The organism is Halorutilus salinus, assembly GCF_026242195.1.
Classification (GTDB): Archaea; Halobacteriota; Halobacteria; order Halobacteriales; family Halorutilaceae; genus Halorutilus; species Halorutilus salinus.
The window spans coordinates 18,905-39,579 of the sequence record NZ_RKLV01000001.1 but is presented as its reverse complement, the minus strand read 5'-3'; the positions used below and the strand labels follow the sequence as shown (position 1 = coordinate 39,579).

General features: G+C 56.6%; 11 protein-coding genes. 2 read left to right on the top strand and 9 right to left on the bottom strand.

Features of this window, described 5'->3' with window-relative positions; translation table 11 throughout:
* Window positions 1-21: 21 nt before the first annotated feature.
* The 4 genes from EGH25_RS00160 to EGH25_RS00145 all read right to left on the bottom strand — a co-directional run bounded on the left by EGH25_RS00160 (window position 22) and on the right by EGH25_RS00145 (window position 14,228).
* Window positions 22-3,114 (bottom strand): PKD domain-containing protein, encoded by a 3,093-nt coding sequence (locus EGH25_RS00160; RefSeq protein ID WP_266085251.1) that lies wholly within the window; start codon window positions 3,112-3,114, stop codon window positions 22-24.
* Window positions 3,115-3,168: 54 nt separating this feature from the next.
* The gene (locus EGH25_RS00155; RefSeq protein WP_266085249.1) at window positions 3,169-4,683 is read right to left on the bottom strand and encodes a COG1361 family protein; all 1,515 of its coding nucleotides are present in this window, start codon (window positions 4,681-4,683) and stop codon (window positions 3,169-3,171) included.
* Window positions 4,684-5,062: 379 nt separating this feature from the next.
* On the bottom strand, window positions 5,063-9,238 hold the full coding sequence (locus tag EGH25_RS00150) for a PKD domain-containing protein (protein ID WP_266085247.1): 4,176 nt from the start codon (window positions 9,236-9,238) through the stop codon (window positions 5,063-5,065).
* A gap of 145 nt (window positions 9,239-9,383) precedes the next feature.
* Entirely contained in the window at window positions 9,384-14,228 is a 4,845-nt protein-coding gene (locus EGH25_RS00145; protein ID WP_266085245.1) for a hypothetical protein, read from the bottom strand.
* Window positions 14,229-14,503: 275 nt separating this feature from the next.
* Here EGH25_RS00145 and EGH25_RS00140 point away from each other — a divergent pair, with 275 nt between their 5' ends.
* Window positions 14,504-15,073 carry an NUDIX hydrolase gene (locus EGH25_RS00140; protein ID WP_266085685.1) on the top strand — a complete coding sequence of 190 codons (570 nt, stop codon included), beginning with the start codon at window positions 14,504-14,506 and terminating at the stop codon, window positions 15,071-15,073.
* A gap of 17 nt (window positions 15,074-15,090) precedes the next feature.
* Here EGH25_RS00140 and EGH25_RS00135 read toward each other — a convergent pair whose 3' ends face one another.
* The gene (locus tag EGH25_RS00135) at window positions 15,091-15,480 is read right to left on the bottom strand and encodes a hypothetical protein (protein ID WP_266085244.1); all 390 of its coding nucleotides are present in this window, start codon (window positions 15,478-15,480) and stop codon (window positions 15,091-15,093) included.
* A 38-nt stretch (window positions 15,481-15,518) separates the two neighbouring features.
* Window positions 15,519-16,136, bottom strand: coding sequence for a hypothetical protein (locus EGH25_RS00130; protein WP_266085243.1), 618 nt, complete (start codon window positions 16,134-16,136; stop codon window positions 15,519-15,521).
* A 106-nt stretch (window positions 16,137-16,242) separates the two neighbouring features.
* Here EGH25_RS00130 and EGH25_RS00125 point away from each other — a divergent pair, with 106 nt between their 5' ends.
* A complete protein-coding gene (locus EGH25_RS00125) occupies window positions 16,243-16,764 on the top strand; it encodes a CBS domain-containing protein (RefSeq protein WP_266085242.1) in 522 nt (173 codons plus the stop codon).
* On the opposite strand, the gene EGH25_RS00120 is transcribed toward EGH25_RS00125, so the two are convergent.
* The 3 genes from EGH25_RS00120 to EGH25_RS00110 are packed head-to-tail and all read right to left on the bottom strand — an operon-like array spanning window position 16,749 to window position 20,637.
* Complete coding sequence (locus tag EGH25_RS00120) at window positions 16,749-17,813, bottom strand: histone deacetylase (RefSeq protein WP_266085241.1); 1,065 nt, start codon at window positions 17,811-17,813, stop codon at window positions 16,749-16,751. The two genes, EGH25_RS00125 and EGH25_RS00120, sit on opposite strands and share 16 nt — an antisense overlap.
* Window positions 17,810-19,387: a hydantoinase/oxoprolinase family protein gene (locus EGH25_RS00115; protein WP_266085239.1), complete on the bottom strand. Its 1,578-nt coding sequence runs from the start codon at window positions 19,385-19,387 to the stop codon at window positions 17,810-17,812. Before EGH25_RS00115 ends, EGH25_RS00120 begins: the two co-directional genes overlap by 4 nt.
* Window positions 19,384-20,637, bottom strand: a complete 1,254-nt coding sequence (locus EGH25_RS00110; protein ID WP_266085238.1) for a hemolysin family protein — start codon at window positions 20,635-20,637, stop codon at window positions 19,384-19,386. Before EGH25_RS00110 ends, EGH25_RS00115 begins: the two co-directional genes overlap by 4 nt.
* Between the last annotated feature and the right edge of the window lie 38 nt (window positions 20,638-20,675).

Sequence of the window (20,675 nt, the reverse complement as noted above, 5' to 3'; positions counted from 1 at the left end):
GAGATTTGGTACGAGGAAGGGTTATGATCTAGCGTTGTTCCACTCAACGAGATACCGGACGAGCTGTATCTCACCGTAGCTCCGTCCATCCATCTCACCGTTTTCACTCCAGCTAACTAGACTTCGTACTGCCTGTATATCCCCAACAGGTTCGTTGTTAGTGTTTCCGAACGGGTTGTCAGATGACACTCCTTCTCCAGCGGCTCCATCTTTATCAACAACGTACGTCTCGGATTCCGACATACCACCGACAAGGTCAACCTCAACTACACCGGTCTCTTCGGCTGTGTGACCTGAAAGTTCAGCTACTACAGTGTAGGTACCGTCAACCGTACCTCCGCCGGGTGCTACACCAACAAACTCCACGGATTCGGGTGTTCCGTCTTTGTCAGGATCCTCTGACGACACGAAGTCTTCTTGATCCCCGTCTTCCATATCTGTCGGTGACACGTCTACGTCAAACTCACTCTCTGTTAGATCTACTCTTGTATGTCCCGTGCTTACGTCCGATACCTTTACGACTACTTTAATTCTATCAGACATACCATCTCCGTCCGTGTCCGACACGCTAGTTTGTATGTCATCTACTGTACCTTCGCCATCCCTGCCACCCTCATCATCGTCGGACTCTATCGGGGTAGTCCGTGTCATCGTGTCGGTTGCTCCATCGTTATCCGTTACGGTCAGTGTGACAGTGTACTTACCTGCGGTACTGTACAAGTGTGTCGGAGTAACACCTGTCGCAGTCGTTCCATCACCGAACTCCCAGTCGTACGACTGTATAACTCCGTCCGGATCTGACGAAGCCGAAGCATCGAAGGTTATGCTGTCAGAGGCGCTCGCACCTTTTGGCATGTAAGTGAAGCCTGCACTCGGTGGTGAGTTAGATGTCGACGAATCTACGGATACCGTTCGTGTAATCTTATGCGTCAGCCCATCGTTATCCGTTACCGTCAGTGTGACAGTATACTCGCCTGCGGTACTGTACAAGTGTGTCGGAGTAACACCTGTCGCCGTCGTTCCGTCACCGAACTCCCAGTCGTACGACTGTATAACTCCGTCCGGATCTGATGAGTCAGAGGCGTCAAAGATTATGTAATCCCCTACGCTCGGCAACGAGGGCGAATAGCTGAAGTCGGCAACAGGTGTCTTGTTGCCGGTGTCGTCAAGATCCAACGCTATTTTAGCTGATTCTGTTTCACCGCTTCCAACCGAGACTATGTCTATACTCACCGAACCCTCGTAGCTAGCTTCGACCGTATACGTGTCCGGTTCTAGCGAGGAGAAGCTGTAGTTTCCGTCCGGGGATGTTATATCTGTATCCACGGGATCATCGTTTGATCCGGTGTACAGACTAACCTCGGCTCCGGTTACCGGATATCCGTCCGTGTCGGTGACCTCTCCTACGATCATCCCGGTTTCTGTCTGGGAACCGACAGGGACCATCCGTGTGGCGGTGTCTGTGCCCCCATTATCATCGGTTACTGTCAAGGTGACTGTGTACTCACCCGTACCGTCGTACGCGTGCGACGGGGACTTGCCCGTCGACGTTTTTCCGTCGCCGAAGTTCCATTCGTAGGACTGTATGTTTCCGTCCGGATCCGACGAACCGGACGCGTCAAAGGTTATCGTTTCGTCCACCTCTGGGCTACCTGGTAAGTACGTGAATGACGCGTCAGGTGGTGTGTTATCACCTCCGCCACCCCCGCCGCCACTGTTATCCTCGGTATCCCGCACAGTCACGGTCGCCGTACCGCTGTTACTTAGGTCGTCGTTGTCGGTAACCGTCAGTTCAACCGTCGCGTCGGCGTCGCTGTCGACGTTATCGGGTGCTACGTACGTTCCATCGAACACGTAACCCGATCCGGTAACCACCTGCCATGACTTATCCCGTATGTTGCCGTCCGGGTCGTTCGATCCGGAAGAGTCCAGGTTCACACTCCCTCCCTCGTCAACGTAGTAAGATCCGCCTGCATCCGCAGTAGGTGGCTGTGAGTCATGGCTGACTGTTACTGTCGTCTCCTGTATCTGTTCTTCGTTCCCGACCGAGTCCTCGCTGTAGTACTCTACGGTCCTTTCGCCGGTGGTAGTTAGGGTAAACGGACCGTTGTACGTCTGCCACGAACCTCCGTCGATGCGGTAGTAGGTTGTCTCAACACCGCTTCCGTCGTCGGTTGCGTCAAGCGACACCTCGGCGGAACCGTCCTGCTGATCGACGTCATGGGTGGTCGTGGGTGGTGTGGTGTCTATCTTTATCGTTCTGTCCCTCATAGCGCCTTCTAACTGTACGCCGTCGTACGCCGTCACGTAGAACGTATGCTCGCCGTCCGAGAGCCCCGAGTAGCTCTTACTGGTTTGGGAGGGATTCGTAATTTCGTTGTCAGGGGTGTCGTCGTCAAGTTCGTAGTAGTAGCCCTGAACACCGCTTCCTTCGTCAGAAGGACGGTCCCAACTGAACGTTACGTCCGTCTGGTCGGTATATCCGGAGGTAGGAACCGACGCTTTGAGGTTCTCTGTCGGTAGCGGACGGTCGTTATCTATGTTCCAGGAGGTATCGACCTCCCATGTGCCTCTCTCGATTTCGTCGTAGGCTCTCGCTCTGACGTGTACTCCCTCCTGTGTGACACCTGTAGCCCAGCGTACTTCCCATCCGTCCGAACCATCTTCATCGGTGCCAATTTCTGTCCAAGAGTTGCCTCCGTCTGTTGAATACTCAAATGTTACGTTCTTAACTACACCGTCATCTGGATCATTCGCAGTCGTTGAGACTTCGATACCACAGCAACTCGGCGAGTATATCCAACCGGACGGGTAGGCGTAGTTCTCTTCGTTCGCAGAAGGTGGCTCAGGGCTACTGACCGAAGGTGGCGTGTTCCTGTCGATGCCGTAGTTGTAGTATATTTTGCGTAGTTCGTGTTTGTCTCCGTGGTCCCACTCGTTGAAGAACTCGTTCATGCTCTCTATGTTGTTGTCCTTCATCGTCTGGAAGACATCGTTAAACGAGTAGTCCATGGATTCTTTGCCGGAGATTCCTTCACGATAGTTATCCTGATTACTGTCAATGATATCCCACCAGATACTCGCCGCGCTCCCTTCGACAGAGTTGCCGTCCATTTCACCTAATTTACCAGGGATACAGTCTACGTCTGAAGAGAAAGCTAGATCGAACTAAGTATTAATTTCAATATTAGTATTGAGGTAACTATGCCTAACCTCAGTCGAATCATCCGCCACCGCTCCCCAGACAAACGCTGACCACCCCTCTACAACGGCAAACCCAGGATCCGTATGACTATGTAAGCAGTGGCGGTTATTATAATCATCAGTATCCGGATAACTATCACCATACATGCTATACATAACTGCATGCCCATATTCCTGGTATACAGTTCCGGAATCCCAATCACTCCCTATTTTAATATATTCATCTAGTTCGCTAATTGGTGACTTCATGAATTCACTCTTATCAGCAGGCCATCTTGTTAGGATACTGTCTCTAGTCCAGCCCGTCTCATCCAGAATATAGTCCCGAGCTGTCCGTGCATCTTCAGCGATTTGCCAAGCTTCCTTGTTTTCACTTACCGTGTTAGAGAATGATATATACGCCCCATCTTGAACGTCGTTCTCAGTTTCGGTTGTGTCAGAGTATGTTGGATTTGGGTAAATACCATCTTCTTTTACCTCCACAACCCCGTTGTCCGCGTAGACTTTCACATAAACATCAACATTACTGAACTCGGTAGCCCCCGAATTCGTCGGGTCAAAGGAGAAACTATAATCACCGTTTGCGTCCGTCCGTCCACTTGCCAGAGTTCCGTCACTTACCGGATCATTATCTTTTACCTCAACCCAGCACCTTTTGCATGGTTGCTTGTTATCGTTACCGTCCAAGTAGTACCAAGTTCCTGTGACAGTAGCGGTTGCCTGAGTAGACACAGAGTCATTGGTGACCTTATCGGTTGGAGTCGACTCGGTTCCGCTCGTAATTGGTGACGGTTCTCCTTCAGGGGTATCTACCCAGTCGGTTTTGTTTCCGTCTTCGGGTTTGATAGAACGTGAGAACAGTTGCTCAACCTGTGTTCCGTTGACGTTGCCCGTAATCCTCAGAGTAAAGAAAAGTTCATCCTCAGTTGTTTGCGTTACGTCAAAGGTAACTGTCTCGGACTTCCCGACAGTAAGATCTCCAACATCAGCTTCGGTTGGGCTAACACTAAGATTCGGATGGTCATGACCTATATTCTCCACCTTGATATCCTCAACTGTTTCTACCTCTGCGAGTCCACCAATCTGTTCGGCGACCTCTATTTCCACTTCAAATGTGGTAGTTTCACCCACCTCAATATCACCACGGTCAAGGGTGACGTTAAATGTCTGCATCCGTGCTGTTTCTGAGAGTTCACCCGTGGACGTAACAGCAGAGTTTTTCGGTTCAACTGTCACGTTCGTCCCAGTATCAACGGTAAAGTTCTCACCGTCGGCAGCACCGACCGTGTCAACCGCCGAACCAGCGAGAACCACGAGCGCGACAGCCGCGATAGCGAGGAGAACCGGTATCCGGTACCCGTCCCAACCGATGCCGTCGCTTACCCGTGCTAAGCCGGACCGAACTCCGTTTCGCGCGCCTATGCTACCACGTGCCTGAGTACTGTACTTGTCTTTGTCAACCGTGCGTTCTATTGTCATAGACACCCCCGAAGTAACTTAACAGTCCTAGTTGAGGCGTTGGACGACTTTCTTACGCCGAACGTCATCCGAACACCGGTGCTCGTACACCCGCTCATATTCGGTTCAGTCCACCCGACCAAATCCGCCCACCCATACCTCGTGCCATGGTTAATTGTTCTCCCCCATTCTGTTCACTCCGGTATACTACCATTCGCTACCGCGCAACACTTATATCTTTGTGATCCCCGACAAACAGATCAATATAGACCAAAGAACGATGAAATATATTCACTCGATGAAACACGTTCAACGGTTGACAGTCACGCGCGAGGGGGTACTGATCTACACACCAACCTCAAACCTGGTTGGTAGCAACGAGGTAGGTTAGGATAGTTTATTATGTGGCGTTGTTCCATCCAATGAGATACCGGACGAGTCGTATCTCTCCGTAGCTCTCTCCGTCTATCTTCCCGTCATCTTTCCAGCGAACCAGACGCTGTACCACCTGTAGCTCACCAAGTGGCTGTCCGCCTGAGTCAATAAACGGGCTGGGGTTGTCCTCAGCCGAAACCCCGACCACCTCCGTATCCTCCGCGTCTGCTTTGCTACGGTCAAGGTCGCCTATCCAGGACGCTACTTCTATACTATCCTCGTCGCCTCCATCTTCTATCTTGACGTCTACGGTGTACGTTCCCGTGTGCCCCATACTTCCGAAAGCTACCATCTCGTTAGGCTGGTCGTCGTTTATACTCACCACGAATGCTTGGCTCTCGTCCGTCTCGGATAGGTCAAGCGAAAACGGCGCATCGAACTGTACCACCGTCGCTCCTCCGTCCGACTCCACGGACGTCTTTACCTCAAAGCTCGAATTTGGCGAAACCGTCGACGGTGCATCTATACTAACGCTACCCGACGGTGGCGACGTGTCCGATTCAACCGTGAACCGTGTCTCGCTTGTTTCACTCGCAGATTCCCTCGATACACCACCTATCCATGCCGTTACATTACCCACGTCTCCTTCGGACTGATCCGACAACGTTCCTTCTACCGTGTACGTTCCTGTGTAACCACCTATACTTCCGAACGTTACGTTTTCCTCCTCTTGGTCGTCGGTTATCTGTACGACAGCCGCCTGACTCTCATCCGTTTCGGATAGGTCAAGCGAGAACGGCGCGTCAAACTCTACCGCCGTCACACCTCCGTCCGACTCCACCGATACGTCGACCGTTATGCTATCGTCCAAACCGTCCCCGTCCGTGTCCGACAAAGTTGTCTGTATGTCTGTTATGTCCCCTTGTGTCCCTCCGCCTCCGTTACCGCTACTACTCACCGATACTGCCTGTGTCTCCGTATCCGTCGCTCCTTCGTCACCCGTCACAGTCAGTGTTGCTGTGTAGTCTCCAGGATTACTGTACGTGTGTGTCGCTGTTTCGCCCGTAGTCGTCGTTCCATCGCCGAAGTCCCAGTCGTAGGACTGTATGACCCCATCAGAGTCCAACGAACCTGATGCGTCGAATGTCACGGTGTCGGACGTTTCCGGTTTACTCGGCGAGTACGTGAACGACGCCGTCGGTGCGGTATTTGACGAACTCACAGACACCGTAGTATTCGTAGACGCTGTCGCACCGTCGTCATCGGTCACTGTGAGTTCGATAGTGTAACTCCCCGGAGTGCTGTAGGAGTGTAACGCCGTTTCTCCTGTTGTTGTCGTTCCATCACCGAAGTTCCAGGTATAGGATGTTACGGTTCCGTCCGGATCTGATGAGTTAGAGGCATCAAAGGAGACAGTCTCACCTGTCTGTGGAGTGTCAGAGGTAATCGAGAACTCTGCTATAGGTGGTGAGTTACTTGGCGAAGAGCTTACCGAAACTGTTTGTGTGGTCGTATCCGTCGCACCGGTATCGTCCGTCACAGTTAGGGTGACTGTGAACGTATCGGCATCTGCATAGGAGTGGGATCTTGTTTCACCGCCCGCCGTCGTCCCATCGCCAAAGTTCCATTCGTAGGACGTTATTGTGCCGTCCGAATCCGACGAGCCTGAGGCATCGAAAGACACGGTGTCGGATGTATCGGGGCTATCCGGTTGGTAGGTGAACGACGCAGTCGGTGGACTGTTAGGCGATCTTATGAATACGGTCTTGCCCGTAGATACGGAATCCCCGTCATCGTCGGTGACGGTTAGCTCGACTGTATATGTTCCTGAACTGGTGTATGAATGTGAGACTGTGGGCATAGAGGAACTGTACTCTATAACCCCGTCACCGTCGACGTCCCATTCGTACTGGACTACCGAACCGTCTGAGTCTGACGAACCGGACGCGTCAAAACTCACCGTATCCGACGTTTCTGGACTGTTCGGCGAGTACGTGAAAGAAGCCATCGGCAGGGTATTGTCGCCTCCGGACGACTGTACCGATACAGTCTCAGTCTCTGTATCCGTCGCACCTTCGTTATCGGTGACCGTTAGTTCAACCGTGTAGTCTCCGGGTGCAGTGTACAAATGTTGCGTTGCATCACTCGTTATAATATCTGTCGTTCCATCGCCAAAGTCCCAGTCGTAGCTCTGTATCCTTCCGTCCGTATCCGACGACCCCGACGCGTCGAAGATTATGCTGTCGGAGGTGTCGGGACTGCTTGGCGAGTACGTGAACGATGCTGTCGGTTCCTGATTCGGCGACTGTACCGATACTGTTTCTGTCCCTGTATCCGTCGCCCCGCTACCGTCGGTTACGGTTAGTTCAACCACGTAATCACCCGAACTACCGTACGAGTGTGACACGGTTTCGCCCGTAGCCGTCGTTCCATCGCCGAAGTCCCAGTCGTAGCCCTGTACCGTTCCGTCCGTGTCCGACGAAGCCGAGGCGTCGAACGTTACCGTTTCCGACGTTTGTGGACTGTTCGGCGAGTAGGTGAACGATGCTTTTGGGGGTGTGTTTCCGTCCGGTGTCTTTTGTAGCTGTATGTCCCTCCGGACGTTTTCGTCTTGTTCAAACGTCACCGTCTCGGTCGTATCCTGGTATCCGGGAGCGGATACTTCAAGATCCCAGCTTCCGGAGGTGAGACCCACATCGTAGCTTCCTCCTGTGGAATCTACACGAAGACCGTCCACGGTGACATTGGCATCGTTAATAGGAGTCCCCGAACCATTGACAACCGTACCCGATACGGAAGCGTCGTCGATGAGATGTTCGGTAACAGCGAGAGCGTCCGCTACCCCGTGTCCGTATCTCGTGCCCGGTTCCTCCGAACCCGACCCGAAAGCCGTGAGTGCAAACGCGTCGGTCACGCGGTCGGGACTCTTGTCGCCCGTAGCCGAGAGTGCGAGTGCGGTAGCGCCTGCGACGTGTGGGGTTGCCATACTTGTCCCGCTCTGTATTTCATATCCGCCGTTAGCCGAGGTGCTGTTTACCGAAAGACCCGCCGCTACTATATCGGGCACGACGTACTGATTAGGCCAGTCTTCCGGGGCAGAGGAACCCCAGGTTGAATCGGTATTAAGAAGTTCGCCGCCGGAGAAACCCGGTACCTCAAGCTTAGTATCAACGGCACCGACCCCTAAAACGTCGTACACGTTTCCAGGGGTAGAGCTTCTACCGTCCCCGCCTTGATTATAGTTTCCGGTAGCGGCTATGACCACCGTACCCATCTGATTCGCGTTCTCTACGGCGTCGATCCAGGTGGATTGGATCTTATCCCCTCCTAGGCTAATAGAAACGACATCCGCATCGTTTTCGACAGCCCACTCCATGCCTGCGATTACCCGTGCGTAGGTTCCACCGGATCCGTCATTCACCACGAGCGCGTGCATCAGGCTCGCGTTAGGAGCTACACCGGTGTGTTCGCCGCCGACTGTGCCGGTTACATGTGTTCCGTGGGTGCCCGTGTCGTGTGGCTCAGATCCGGTGACCCTGTTACCGTTGGAGTCAAACTCAGCCCAGCCTCCCGGATAGGTAGGGTTAGAGGGGTCGGTCGTACGTAGCTCTATGTCAGGGTGGCTGACGTTAACGCCCGTGTCAAGGATAGCCACCCGGACATCTTCGCCTTGGGTGTTGTACTGAGACCAGACGTCCGTGGCGTTTATCTGTTGTATACCGTAGGTCGTGTCGGTTGATTTCGTGGATACTGATTGCGTGGTAGTCGGGGATCGATCAGTGGTAGAACCGGTGGATGAGTTCTGTAGACCCAACGAGGACGAACCGAGAACACCCATCTGAGCGTTCGGGCTTAAGGAGCGTACCCCGTCGATACGGGTTAGCTTCTCATGGTCGTACCTCGGGTCTATCTCAACTAAGACAGAGTTTGTTATCCAGAAATCCTTGAGAACACGGATCCCTTCGGTTGATTCTGCGTAGTCGATAAGGCGCTGTTGGGAGATCGTGGTTTGGTGTTCCCTCGTCCGTTGTGTCATCAACCCATTTAGCTTCTTGAGGTTGACAAATACCTCGACGGGTTCGGTGGAGGTTTCCATCTTCTTTTCTACCTCGTGTGCGACGGTGGTATCCGAAGCCTGCGCGGCTGGGAATAGAGTAAATGCAAGTAGGGCTATACAGAGCACGGCGATTTTTAGTCTCATAGATCAAGTCGGCACTAGGAGGATATAGTCTTTGTGTGGATAGGATATATCTCCGGCGAGACTGCGCTGTGGCTACTGGTGAGCTGTCGAAAGAAAGAAGAAGGTCGTATTGTTACGCGGCTACCTCAGCCGCGTGGCTCGGTCTTTAGTTACCGCTCTGTGCTTCGTTCCAATCGCTGAGGTAGTCGATAAGATCAAGACCCTCAACGGGCTCACCGTTTATCTCACCTGTCTCGGTCCAAGTGGTGAGAGCGTCGGTGACGTCAAGCCCATCCATCGGCTCGCCGCTCTCATCGAAGAGTGGGTTGTCGGACGGGGCGCTACCGTCGCCGTTGCCACCGTTGCCGTCATCAACCGCCTCAACCGTTAGGTTGCCTTCCACGCTACTGTCTTCGGACGCGACAGCGTGCGTGTACTCTCCGGGCGTGAGGTCGCCTGCGGGCACTCCGGTGAACTCCACCGTCGTGGTGTTTCCGCCGTCAACCTCAACGCTCTCCTCTTCGTCGTAGACAACCTCACCGGACGCGTTCGTGACTTCGAGCGTCACGTTCTGCGTTCCGCTAAGATCGCCCGTGTTCTCAACGTCTGCTGTGACGTTGATCGGGTCGTCTCCCTCCGTCACCGTCGCGCCAGACGGAACGAGGTTCGAGACACCGAAGTTCGCCGGATCAGGTGCCTCTTCAACCGTTAGGTTACCTTCCACGCTACTGTCATCGGACGCGACAGCGTGCGTGTAGTCGCCGGGTGCGAGGTCACCTGCTTGGACGCCGGTGAACTCCACCGTCGTGCTGTTTCCAGCATCGAGTTCCGTGCTCACCGTGTCGGAGTAGACAACCTCACCGGACGCGTTCGTGACTTCGAGCGTCACGTTCTGCGTTCCGCTAAGGTCGCCCGTGTTCTCAACGTCTGCTGTGACGTTGATCGGATCGGCTCCTTCCGTCACCGTCGCGTCAGCCGGATCGAGGTTCGAAACCTCGAAGTTCGCTTCGTCGGGCGCTTCCTCAACCGTTAGGTTGCCTTCCACTCTACTGTCTTCGGACGCGACAGCGTGCGTGTAGTTACCCGGCGCTAGATCAACGTTTTCGGCGGTGAAGGTGACCGTTGTCGAGGCGTCAGCAGAGAGTTCGACGGACTGACTCGCAATCTCCGTTACGTCCCCTGCCTCGTTCTCAACCTCGAGCGTGACGCTCTGGTTATCGGCGAAGTCACCGGAGTTGGTGACTTCGGCGGTAACCGTCAGATCGTCACCCTGCTGGATGGTTGCGTCGGTAGGGTTCAGGTTGGAGAGTTGGTACTCCGTCTCGATAGCGTCTATGACGACGCTGGCGGTACTCGTACGGTTGACCTCGACGGCTGTACTGACCGATGTACCCGTCTGACCCTGTGCCGAGACGCCTCTGAGGGCGTAGGTGACATCTTCAGTAGGTCCGAGCTGAGCATCCGGGACAGCCGGTACAGGTGACAGGGTGGTTCTGTCTGCCGCACGGTCTGCGAGGAGCTGGTATGGCTCTTCACCAGCCGCGAGCGACAGGTTGGAACCGAATCCTTGGAACTCGAACTCCTGCATATCCTCTGCGGTGAGATCCACCGTTTCAAGCGTCGGACCGCCTATCTGACTGACCGTCGCCGTGAAGTTGTTGAGATCCTCAACGTCGTCGGGCACGAACGTTATCTCGATGCCTGCACCTTCGTCAACGAACTCGCTGACGAAGATACGAGCGTCAACCGGGTTGTCGTTATCGTCGGTCACGACACCGGTTATACTCGCACTCTCGTACTTCTGCGACAGGACGCCCTCGAACAGCTTGTCGGTGGTGTCCGTGTCGAGACCAGAGAGGTCAGCCTCAACGGTTAGGTTAGCGTCGTCATCGAGACCAGCCGAGTCAGACCGGAGGAAGATGACGGCTTCGCCGGCTTCGTAGCTTCCTTCCTCTGGGCTGGTATCGACGGTTATCTGGTCGTCGCTGTTAACCGAGACATCCCCACCGACACCGTCGGCGAGGAAGCTACCAGCGAACGTCTCGGGGACATCGGTTTCCGAGAACGATACGGTAGCGTCAGCGCCTACCGAGACATCGCCTTCCTCCGCAAACGTGCGGAGTTCGATGACGTCCACGGTGCTACCGTCACGCGGTATGGCCTGGCGCGTGTTGTCAGATGTGTCGGCAAATGCGCTGAGATCTTGGCTGAAGTTAGCGTCAGCGTCGGCAGGGCTTGAAACCGTGCCTATGTTGGTGACGTTGACACTGTCCGGCTGGACAGGAACCTCAAAGACGGAAAGGTCCGTCTCAAGCTGTCCTGTGTCGTCGTCGGCTCCACCGGCGTCGCTGTTCTGCTGAACATCAACCGTATCGTATCCACGGAAGTTGGCGAAGCCGAGTGCGGTAGTGTCGTCAGCCGCTATTGTGACGTACGTCTGACCTGCGTCAGAGTTGGTGTCTGCGTCAGCGTTGGTGAACAGGTTGTACAGCTCGTACGTTCCGTCGTCACGGGTCACGTCCGTGTGGACAGCCGCGGAGCCGTTGTACCTCTGTTCGGTGAACTCGTACGTCAGGTTCGCGGTCGCTGTGAAGTTCGACAGGTCGGGGCTGTCGAAGGAGCCGTCGGTGGAGTACTGGATCTGGTAGTCACCAGGCTCCAGCGGTGCGACACCGACATCAGATGTGGAATCGGACGTGAATCCGGTTCCGGGCATCGAGAGGTTCTGCGAGTACGCGTTAGTGCTCGGACTAACGAGGTAGTCCGTCCGAACGTCAAGAATCTCCGCTACGGTACCGTCGGTATTGAGTTCCGCAACACGGAAGTACTCGCCGTAGTCGTTCCCTTCGCCGGGAACGCTTTCAGGAGTTGTACGCTCTTCGTCAGCAGTAACCCAGGTTTCCACGGTGGCAGGACCTCCGGAAGTATTGAACCCGTGGGTGTTGGAGTCAACACGGTCTGTGTTTACAGCGTGCACACTGACCCCGTCTGCAGACTCTGTGTTGCTGGCACCGTCGGTGACTATCTCCTCAACGTCGCCTGCTATCGTGCCATCTCCCGTAGGCGGTTCACCGACGAAGGTGATGTTCTGCTGTTGTGTCACAGCAGGTCCGTCACCCGACGCAGTCGCTTCGAACTCAAGCGTGAAGTCAACTCCGCCGTCTATCGCTTCCGCGTTGATACCCGATTGGTTGAGCGATATCTGGAACTCGACGGTACCGTTCGAACCCGTGTTTGCGGGCGGCACCGGAGTTATGACGAGGTCTCCCTCGGATATCGCTCCAGGGAACTCACCGGTGGTACTGTCGACCACCGTGACGTTGACCGGCGTGTCGGACAGCGGTTCAAGCTCGTCCGCCGGTTCGGTGTCGTTGGTAAGGACAGTTACGTTGTCGGTTATTGTGCCGCCGAGATCGACCCTACCGTCTGCGGGGGTCTTGTCGATATCAATCTCGTCGGCGTTGATCAGGCGCTCAAGACGTATGTCCCTCACCGCCTGCCCACCGGGACCAACCGGCGGCGTGGTGGGTCCGTCGAAGGCACCGAAGCCTTCGAGATCGGCTTCAACGTTGAACTGAGTCCCGTCTCCGAAGTTGGGGAGGTTGATGAAGTACTCGTCCCTCTGATCGGGAGCGGTCGGGTTGTAGCCAGCGTCACCGACGGAGTCGTCGACGCGGTTGTCCAGCGGATCGTCGATGATGTCTTGTATGTCGTCGAGTTCGCTTATCTGGACCTGGCTGATGAGCGTGAAGTCGGTGGCTCTCGTACCACTGCCACCGATGTACGTTACGTTTATTTCGACATCTCCGGCGTTATCGATGGGGTTCAGCTGGTCGTCACCGATGTTACCGTCGATGAAGTTCCTCGCGTCAGGATCCGAAACCGTCAGGTCGCCGGTGACTTCGTCATCGTTGCTGTCGTTGGTGCGGACGGAGACATTGTACGTGTCCGCATCTAGACCCGACGTGTCTAGCTCAAGCGTGACGTTGTCAGTCTCACCAGCATTCAGTACCAGATCTTCGGTAGCTGTTAGGTTTGTACCGCCGGGAACGTCTACCTCAACGGAGACGTTCTTAGCGTCCTGATCGGCTCCGGAGTTAGTAACCGTCACATTGTACGTCTCGTTCGTCCCTACATTTATGGTCGAGTCAGCGCCCGCAGGGTCTACCGAATCTATGTCGAACTGGGAGTTGAGACCAGCCACCGAGATGGAGCTCCTGTCACCGAGACCGTCGGAATTAGTTATGGTGTTACCGCTCACCTGTAAGCCGTCCGCATTCGCTGGCGGACTGTTGAAGTCAGTGACAGGACCGCCGAGGGTGTCGAAGTTATTGTTCGTCACAGTGACGTTATCGTGACCATCCTCTGCGTTGGCGTTCACGCCGATACCCTCTGACGAATCGACGCCGTTAAAGTCGTTATTATCAACAGTAACCGGGTCGGTCGTTCTTACCTGGATGGCGTCACCGAATTCCCCGTTGAACTCGGAGTTCGTAACGCTACCGTTGCCGGACTGGAAGTTAACCAGCTGGGTATAGTTGTTCTGAGGGAATCCGAAGCTGGCGTCCGACGAGTCAAACACAACGTTGTCCACGTTGAGCTCTCCAGACGAGCTGTCGATACCTCGGATGATCTTACTATCGGCGTCGAGGTTGACCTCTATCCTCACGTCCTCAACGTTGAGCGTTCCACCGTTCTGATTGATAACACCATCTCTGTCGGGTACATCTCCCGTTTGAGCCACGATTTCAGCGTTAGCCGTGCCATTGATGGTGAGATCATTGGATACCGTTATGGGGAAGGTATCCGCCGACGAGTCGTAGCTATCATTGACCTGTATCGTGCTACCTGCCGCCTCGCCATCAATCGCGTTCTGTAGCGAGTCGTAGTCATCTCCTTGTGTTGTGTTACCTACCGTAGCGTCCTGTGCGGCTACGACACCTGCACCAGCCGCACCTATCAGCGCAAATACCGACAGGATCAACGTCACTCTATACAGTCTATCGTTCATGTTGACGTGTCACCTCCTTGTCTTACTGTAGTCGTTTCTACGTCTGTGCTTCCGATAGTGGTACCATACATGCTTATTGATCTACCTCCATGGGTGTCTTACAGTCACGGGATTGAACCCAACGGGTTAAAGTCTTTGCCGTTGGGGTTGGTTCCGTAACTGCAGGGGCATCATCCCTACGTCATAGGGAAAAGAGGTAATTATATATACTTTCTGGTGGATACCGGCGAATTATGACGCGCGTCAGACAGGCTTTTGCGCGTCGGCACGCGAACATGGACATGGAAGACGGAGACTGGAGCGTCACCGAATCACGGACGGAGTACGAGACGGGATGGTACGACGGAGGATACGACGAGGTAAAACAGCCTGACGGGACGACGAAGAAGTACTACTGGGCGGAGATGCCCGACGCCGTCGTGGTGGTAGCCCGCGACGGCGACGACGTTGTCTTCGTCGAACAGTACCGTCCGGCGGTGCGTGAAAAACACCTCGAACTCGTCGCGGGTATCGTCGAGGACGGTGAAGGCTACGAGGAGGCTGGGTTGCGCGAACTACGTGAGGAGACGGGTTTCGTGGGTGACGAGGCGCACGTCCTGCAGGAGTACCGCGTCGCTACGGGGGTTCTGCGTCACACGCGCGCTGTTGTCTACGTCGACGTTGAGGAGCGCGGCGAAACGTCGCTCGGCGATAACGAGTTCCCGAGCGTCCGGCGCGTGCCCGCGGACGAAGCACTAAACGTCGCGCGCGGCGCGCCGGCGAACGACGCAACGCTAGAAGGTATGCCCGCCAACGACGCAACGCTCGAAGGTATACTTCTCGCGCGCGAGGACGGATACCTTTAGCTAACGGATACCTGTAGCTAAGCGCCGCCGTCACGTATCTCGTCGACGCGTTCCTCCACCTTCTTGTCGACGAACTCCTCGACGCGTTCCTCAACGCGCTCCTCAACCTTCTCCTGTACGTGTTCTTCAACGCCGCCCTCGACGCGTTTCCTGACATCACCGACCTGTTCGTCTACCTCGGTCGAGACCTGACGTTCCGCCTCGGCGGAGACGGTCTCCTCAACCTTGGCTTCGTACGTCTCCATCTTCCCCCAGACGTGTAGGAAGTAGCCCGCGACGAGACCGCCCGTGAACCCGGCGACGACGGTGTTCATGTCGTAGACGAGGGAGACGAAGGCTGAGAAGAACAGTACGCCATAGAGAACGTCGATGTAGAAACGCGTCGTGTGTCCGCCCGAATCGAACATACGGAACCGTCCTCACCGCACGGTTTTCTGCTTTTCGCTTAGGAAGCCCTCGCGGTGGCTACGAAGGCGAGCGCAATGAGTGCGACGAGTGCGCCGAAGCCGGGCATTCCTTCGCCGCCGCCGTCGTCGGTACCGTTCGTACCGCCGTCGCCCTCGGTTCGGTTGAGACGATCCGAAAGGTTGTTGCGCGTCTCACGTAGCTGGTTCCTGCGGTCTTCGAGGCTCTCGACATCGTCCTCAAGATCACCGACGCGGTTCTGAAGATCTTCGACGGTCTCCTCCGCACCCGCCGCCGTCTCTACGGATCTCCTTAACGTTACCTCGTAGGTCGTCGTCCCGTCGCCGTCGGTCGCCTCGACGGTGAAGACTGTCTCGCCCGAAACCGTCAGCGCCCGCGACGTCGTAAACGTCGACCTGTTGAGACCCGCGAAGCTCGACGACGAACCCGTCTCTGTGCTGACCGACGAAAGCGTACCGTCGGACTCCACGGAGACGTTCACGACCGCCGTCGATGAGTCGAGTTCGACCGTCTCGCCGTCGTCGACCTCGTCGCCGTCGACGGTTACTGTAACGTCTGCGGTCGCGGCTACGGGGGACGCGAACAGGAGCGCCACCGCGGCACAGACGGAGACGAGTACGAGCCTTCTCGTGTTCATACTCCTCACGTATGTGAGGGGCTGTAATATATCTGACGTAGGCTCAAACGCGTCTTTCACCTACCGTGCCGCAACCGTTAACCGCCGTCCGGTACGAGTACGGTGTATGAAGACGGTTGAAGACGTTATGACGACCGACGTGGTGACGTGCGAACCCGACGAGGAGGTTAGCGTCGTAGCCCGGCGTCTGCGCGAGGAGGACGTTAGCGGTGCGCCGGTTGTCGATGAAAGCGAGGTCGTTGGCGTAGTGAGCGAGGCGGATCTCCTCGACCTTCTCGACGCCAAACAGGAGGACACAAACATCTGGCTTCCGTCGCCTTTCGAGGCTTTCGAGCTTCCGTTACGCGCGTTTCCGTGGCGCGAATGGGCGGAGAAACACGGCTTGCTCAAGGAGACGTTACACGACGTAGGCGAGACGCGTGTACGTGACGTGATGTCGAAGGATCCGCGTACGGTCGCGCCGACGACTGCGCTCGACGAAGGGGCGGGGGTTATGGTACGTACGGGGTACAACAGGCTTCCGGTCGTCGAGGACGGTACGCTCGTGGGTATCGTAACGCGCGGGGACGTTCTCGGCGGTATGTCGGGGGGTGGCGAAGATGGGGACGCGGTTCAAAGCTCCCAGTAGTCGCCGAGCTTCTCCTTTACCTTACTGACCGCGCCGTCGACCGTCGGTCCGTCGGCGGGGGGTTCGTACGTCGCGGGTTCGCGTACGTTCGACGTATCGAGACGCGCGAGCGACGCGATTACGGCGAGGTTTGTGTAGGGTAGACCGCCCTCGACGCCGTAACCGCCCGCGAGGGAGGCGACGACGCGTCCGTCACATACGTCCTCCGCCGTCTCAACGGCTGAGTTCATCAGCGACGCGTACCCCTGCGCCGTCACGCCGAGGTCGGTGATAGGATCCGTGAAGTGGTTGTCCTGCCCCGCCTCGACGAAAAGAAGATCCGGGTCGTACTGACGCGCGATAGGCTCGAAAACCTCGTCGACGACGCGTTCGTAGCCCTCGTCGCCCGTCTTGGGTAGCAGGGGTACGTTGACGTTGTAGCCCTCGCCTTCGTCCTCGCCGACCTCGTCGGTGTAGCCCGTGCCGGGGAACAGCGTCCTTCCGGTCTGGTGTGTCGACATCGTGAGAACCGAAGGGTCGTCGTAGAAGACCGACTGCGTACCGTCGAAATGGTGCGCATCCCAGTCCCATAGGAGTATACGGTCGAGGTCGTAAACCTCCTGTGCGTGCTTGAGAGCGACGGCTGTGTTGTTTGTGAAGCAGAAGCCGTGTGCGTGGTCGGCGAATGCGTGGTGACCGCCCGGACGTGACATCACGAAGGAGGTTTGGTTGTCGCCTTTGAGGACACGGTCGACGGCGTCCGTGACGCCGCCAGCGGCGAGACGCGCAGAGTCCCACGTATGTTCGGAGACGTGCGTGTCGACCGTAAGCGCGCCACCGCCCTCCTCCGACATCTTCTTGAGACGACCGACGTAGTCGGGCGTATGGACGCGGAGGATCTCGTCCTCGGTCACGGCTTCGGGTTCGACAAGTTCGACATCCGTATGATCGAGCACACCCTCCTCACGTAGCTGATCCATCGTGTACGTCAGACGTTCGCGGCGCTCCGGATGCGTCGGCGTGTTCTCGTGGAGAAGGTAGTCGTCGTGGTAGACGAGTGCGAGCGTCACCGTTTCCTCCTCCCGGGTTCCGCACGGGCGGTTGCGTCGGTTATCTGCCCGACGACGCGTCCGTCCTCGACGACGTTGAACGAACGGAAAGCGGTTATCTCGATCTCGTCCAACGTAGCGTCGCCGCCTGCGCGGCGTGTCGCCTCCGCGGTCTCACGCGCAACGAGTTCGCGCGCCTCGTCCTCTTCGTACTCGACGCCCGTCTCAACCTCCTCGACCTTTTCGGGACCCGCCGACGCAACCGTCATCTCGCCGCGTGCGGTGTCGACGTGTACATGCGTACGTACGCTGACCGAGGCGACGGCACAGCCGACAGCGCCGCAGACAGCGGCGTTCTGAGGAACGATAACGTCGGAGATACAGTCGAGCCTGTCTGCGAGACGGCTTGCGAGAGCGTCGGCGAGCGCACCGCCGACGACGACCGTACCGGGTACGTCTTCGTGTCCTTCAAGCGACCGTACCGACTCGGCGATCGCGGAGACGAAGCCTTCGACAACCTCCTCCGCAACCTGTTCGGGATCGCCGAGCGCCGACAGTGCTTCACGCGCCGCCGTCGCGTCGCCCTCCGAAACCGCGCCGAGAACATGTAATGCGTCCGTAGGCGTCGGCGAGGGACCACCGAAAGCCACCGCGGGTCCGTCACGGACGCCAGTAAGACCGTCCTCGTCGAGACGTGTATCGCCGCCTGCGGTCGTGTTGACGGCGACGACGCCGTCGTAGAACGTCGATATACAGCCCGCCTCAACCTCGTCGACAAGGGCGGGGAAGCCGTCCTTGACAAGCGTCACGTCTGTGGTCGTACCGCCGATGTCGACACAGACGGCGTTGGTCAACGAAGGCGTCTCTGCGTAACGTTCGGTGAGTGCGACGAGACCGAGGCTACTCGAAGCGGGACCGCTACGGAGCGTATGCGCAGGTGTGGTGCGCGCCGATTCGCGCGACAGCATAGCGGCGTCGCCCTTGAGGTAGTAGACAGGGGCGTCTATACCCGTCTCGTCGAGCGCGTCGTGTAACGAAGACTCGAAGCTCTCGAAGACGGGCTTCGACTTTGCGTTTGCGACCGTCGTCTCCGCGCGCGACGGAAAGCCGAGAGCACCTCCTGACTCGTGTCCAAGAGCGACCGTGGGTGCGTCGAGAGACTCCGAAGCCTCTGTTTCGAGCGACGGGTTACGCGTCGAGAACTTCGCCGTGACAGCGACGACGCCGTGCGACGGCTCACCGTCGATTTCGAGGGGTTCGGTGACACGCCCACGGTGATCGACGCATCCGTCCGCGACGAGGTTTTCGTCGCCTGAGTAGGCGAGCTCGGGCGAAAGACCGACACCCGGAACCACGACGTTTGTGCAGTCGGGGAGACGGTTCTGTACGGCTGAGTTTAGGACGCGTGTTGTCGAGACAACCACGCGGTCGACCTCGGCATTACCGCTCCCGTCAACCTTTTCGACGACCTCCGCGAGCAGGGTCTCGAAGCCATCGTCGGTGTCAGCCGACCTCTTGGCGGCAGAGACGACTGAGCCGTCTTCGAAAGCGACGGCGTCGTAGTTCGTACCGCCGGCGTCTATTCCGAGAATCACTCTTGTTCCTCCTTTTCTACGCGGACACGTAGTATTCTTGTGTTTTCTGTCTCCTCGACGGTAAGCGTAACGCCTTGGTCGACGACCGTCTCGCCCTCCTCGACGAGCCTTCCCATACGGTTGTAGATGAAGCCCGCGACGGTCTCGAACTCGCCCTCCTCAGGGAGATCGATACCGAGTTCCTCGTTCACCTCGTCGAGGTTGACCTCGCCCTTGACGGTTATCGTACCGTCGTCGATACGTTCGATAGGCTCCTCCTCCTCCGTCTCGAAGATCTCGCCTACGATCTCCTCGACGATATCCTCGACGGTAACGAGACCCTTTGTGGAGCCGAACTCGTCTATAACGATCGCGAGATGTATACGTTCGTCCTGTAGCTCACGGAGTAGGTCGTCTATCTCCTTCGTCTCGGGTACGTGGAGCGTAGGCTCGACGATATCCGCGGGGGTCGCATCGGTTTCGAGAGCGGGTATTATATCGCGTATATCGACTATACCGACGATGTTGTCGAGGTTGTCGCGGTAGACGGGTACGCGTGTTACGTCGTTCTCTACACACGTCTGGAGCACCTCGTCGAGCGATGCGTCGGCGGTGACGGAAACGACGTCGAGACGTGGGGTCATCACCTCCTTGGCTATCGTGTTGGTGAAACGGAAGACGCTCTGTATCATCTCGCGCTCGTCCTCCTCTATGACGCCCTCCTCCTCGCCGGTACGGAGGAGACCCTCGATCTCGTCACGTGTCACGTACGATGTCTCTATGTCCGAACGTCCGCCCGTGAAACGGTTTACGCCGCGCGTGAGATGGTCGAAGAAGACGACCGCAGGGTACATGACGTACTGCGAAGCCTGTAAAGGGCGTGCGATACGTAGCGCCCACTCCTCGGTGTTCTCAACGGCGTACGACTTGGGTGCGGACTCGCCGAAGACGAGTACGAGTACGCTGATGATGACGGTTGTGAGAAGAACCGCCAGACCACCGGGGACATAGATGGCGAAAAGGGCGGTCGCTATAGATGTCATCGCTATGTTGACGACGTTGTTACCGACGAGAATTGTTACGAGGAGACGGTGAGGGTTCTCCCTCAGGCTCTCCAACGTAGCCGCGCTCGCCTCCTCACCCTCTGCGAGGGAGTCTATACGGTGACGTTCGAGCGAGAACATAGCGATCTCGCTACTCGAAAAGAACGCACTCAGTATCATGAGTAGGACGACAGCCGCGACGCCAGCCAACACTATCGGTTCGACCATACCTTAGTTTCTACGAGGGGGACAGTTATCTTTACGGT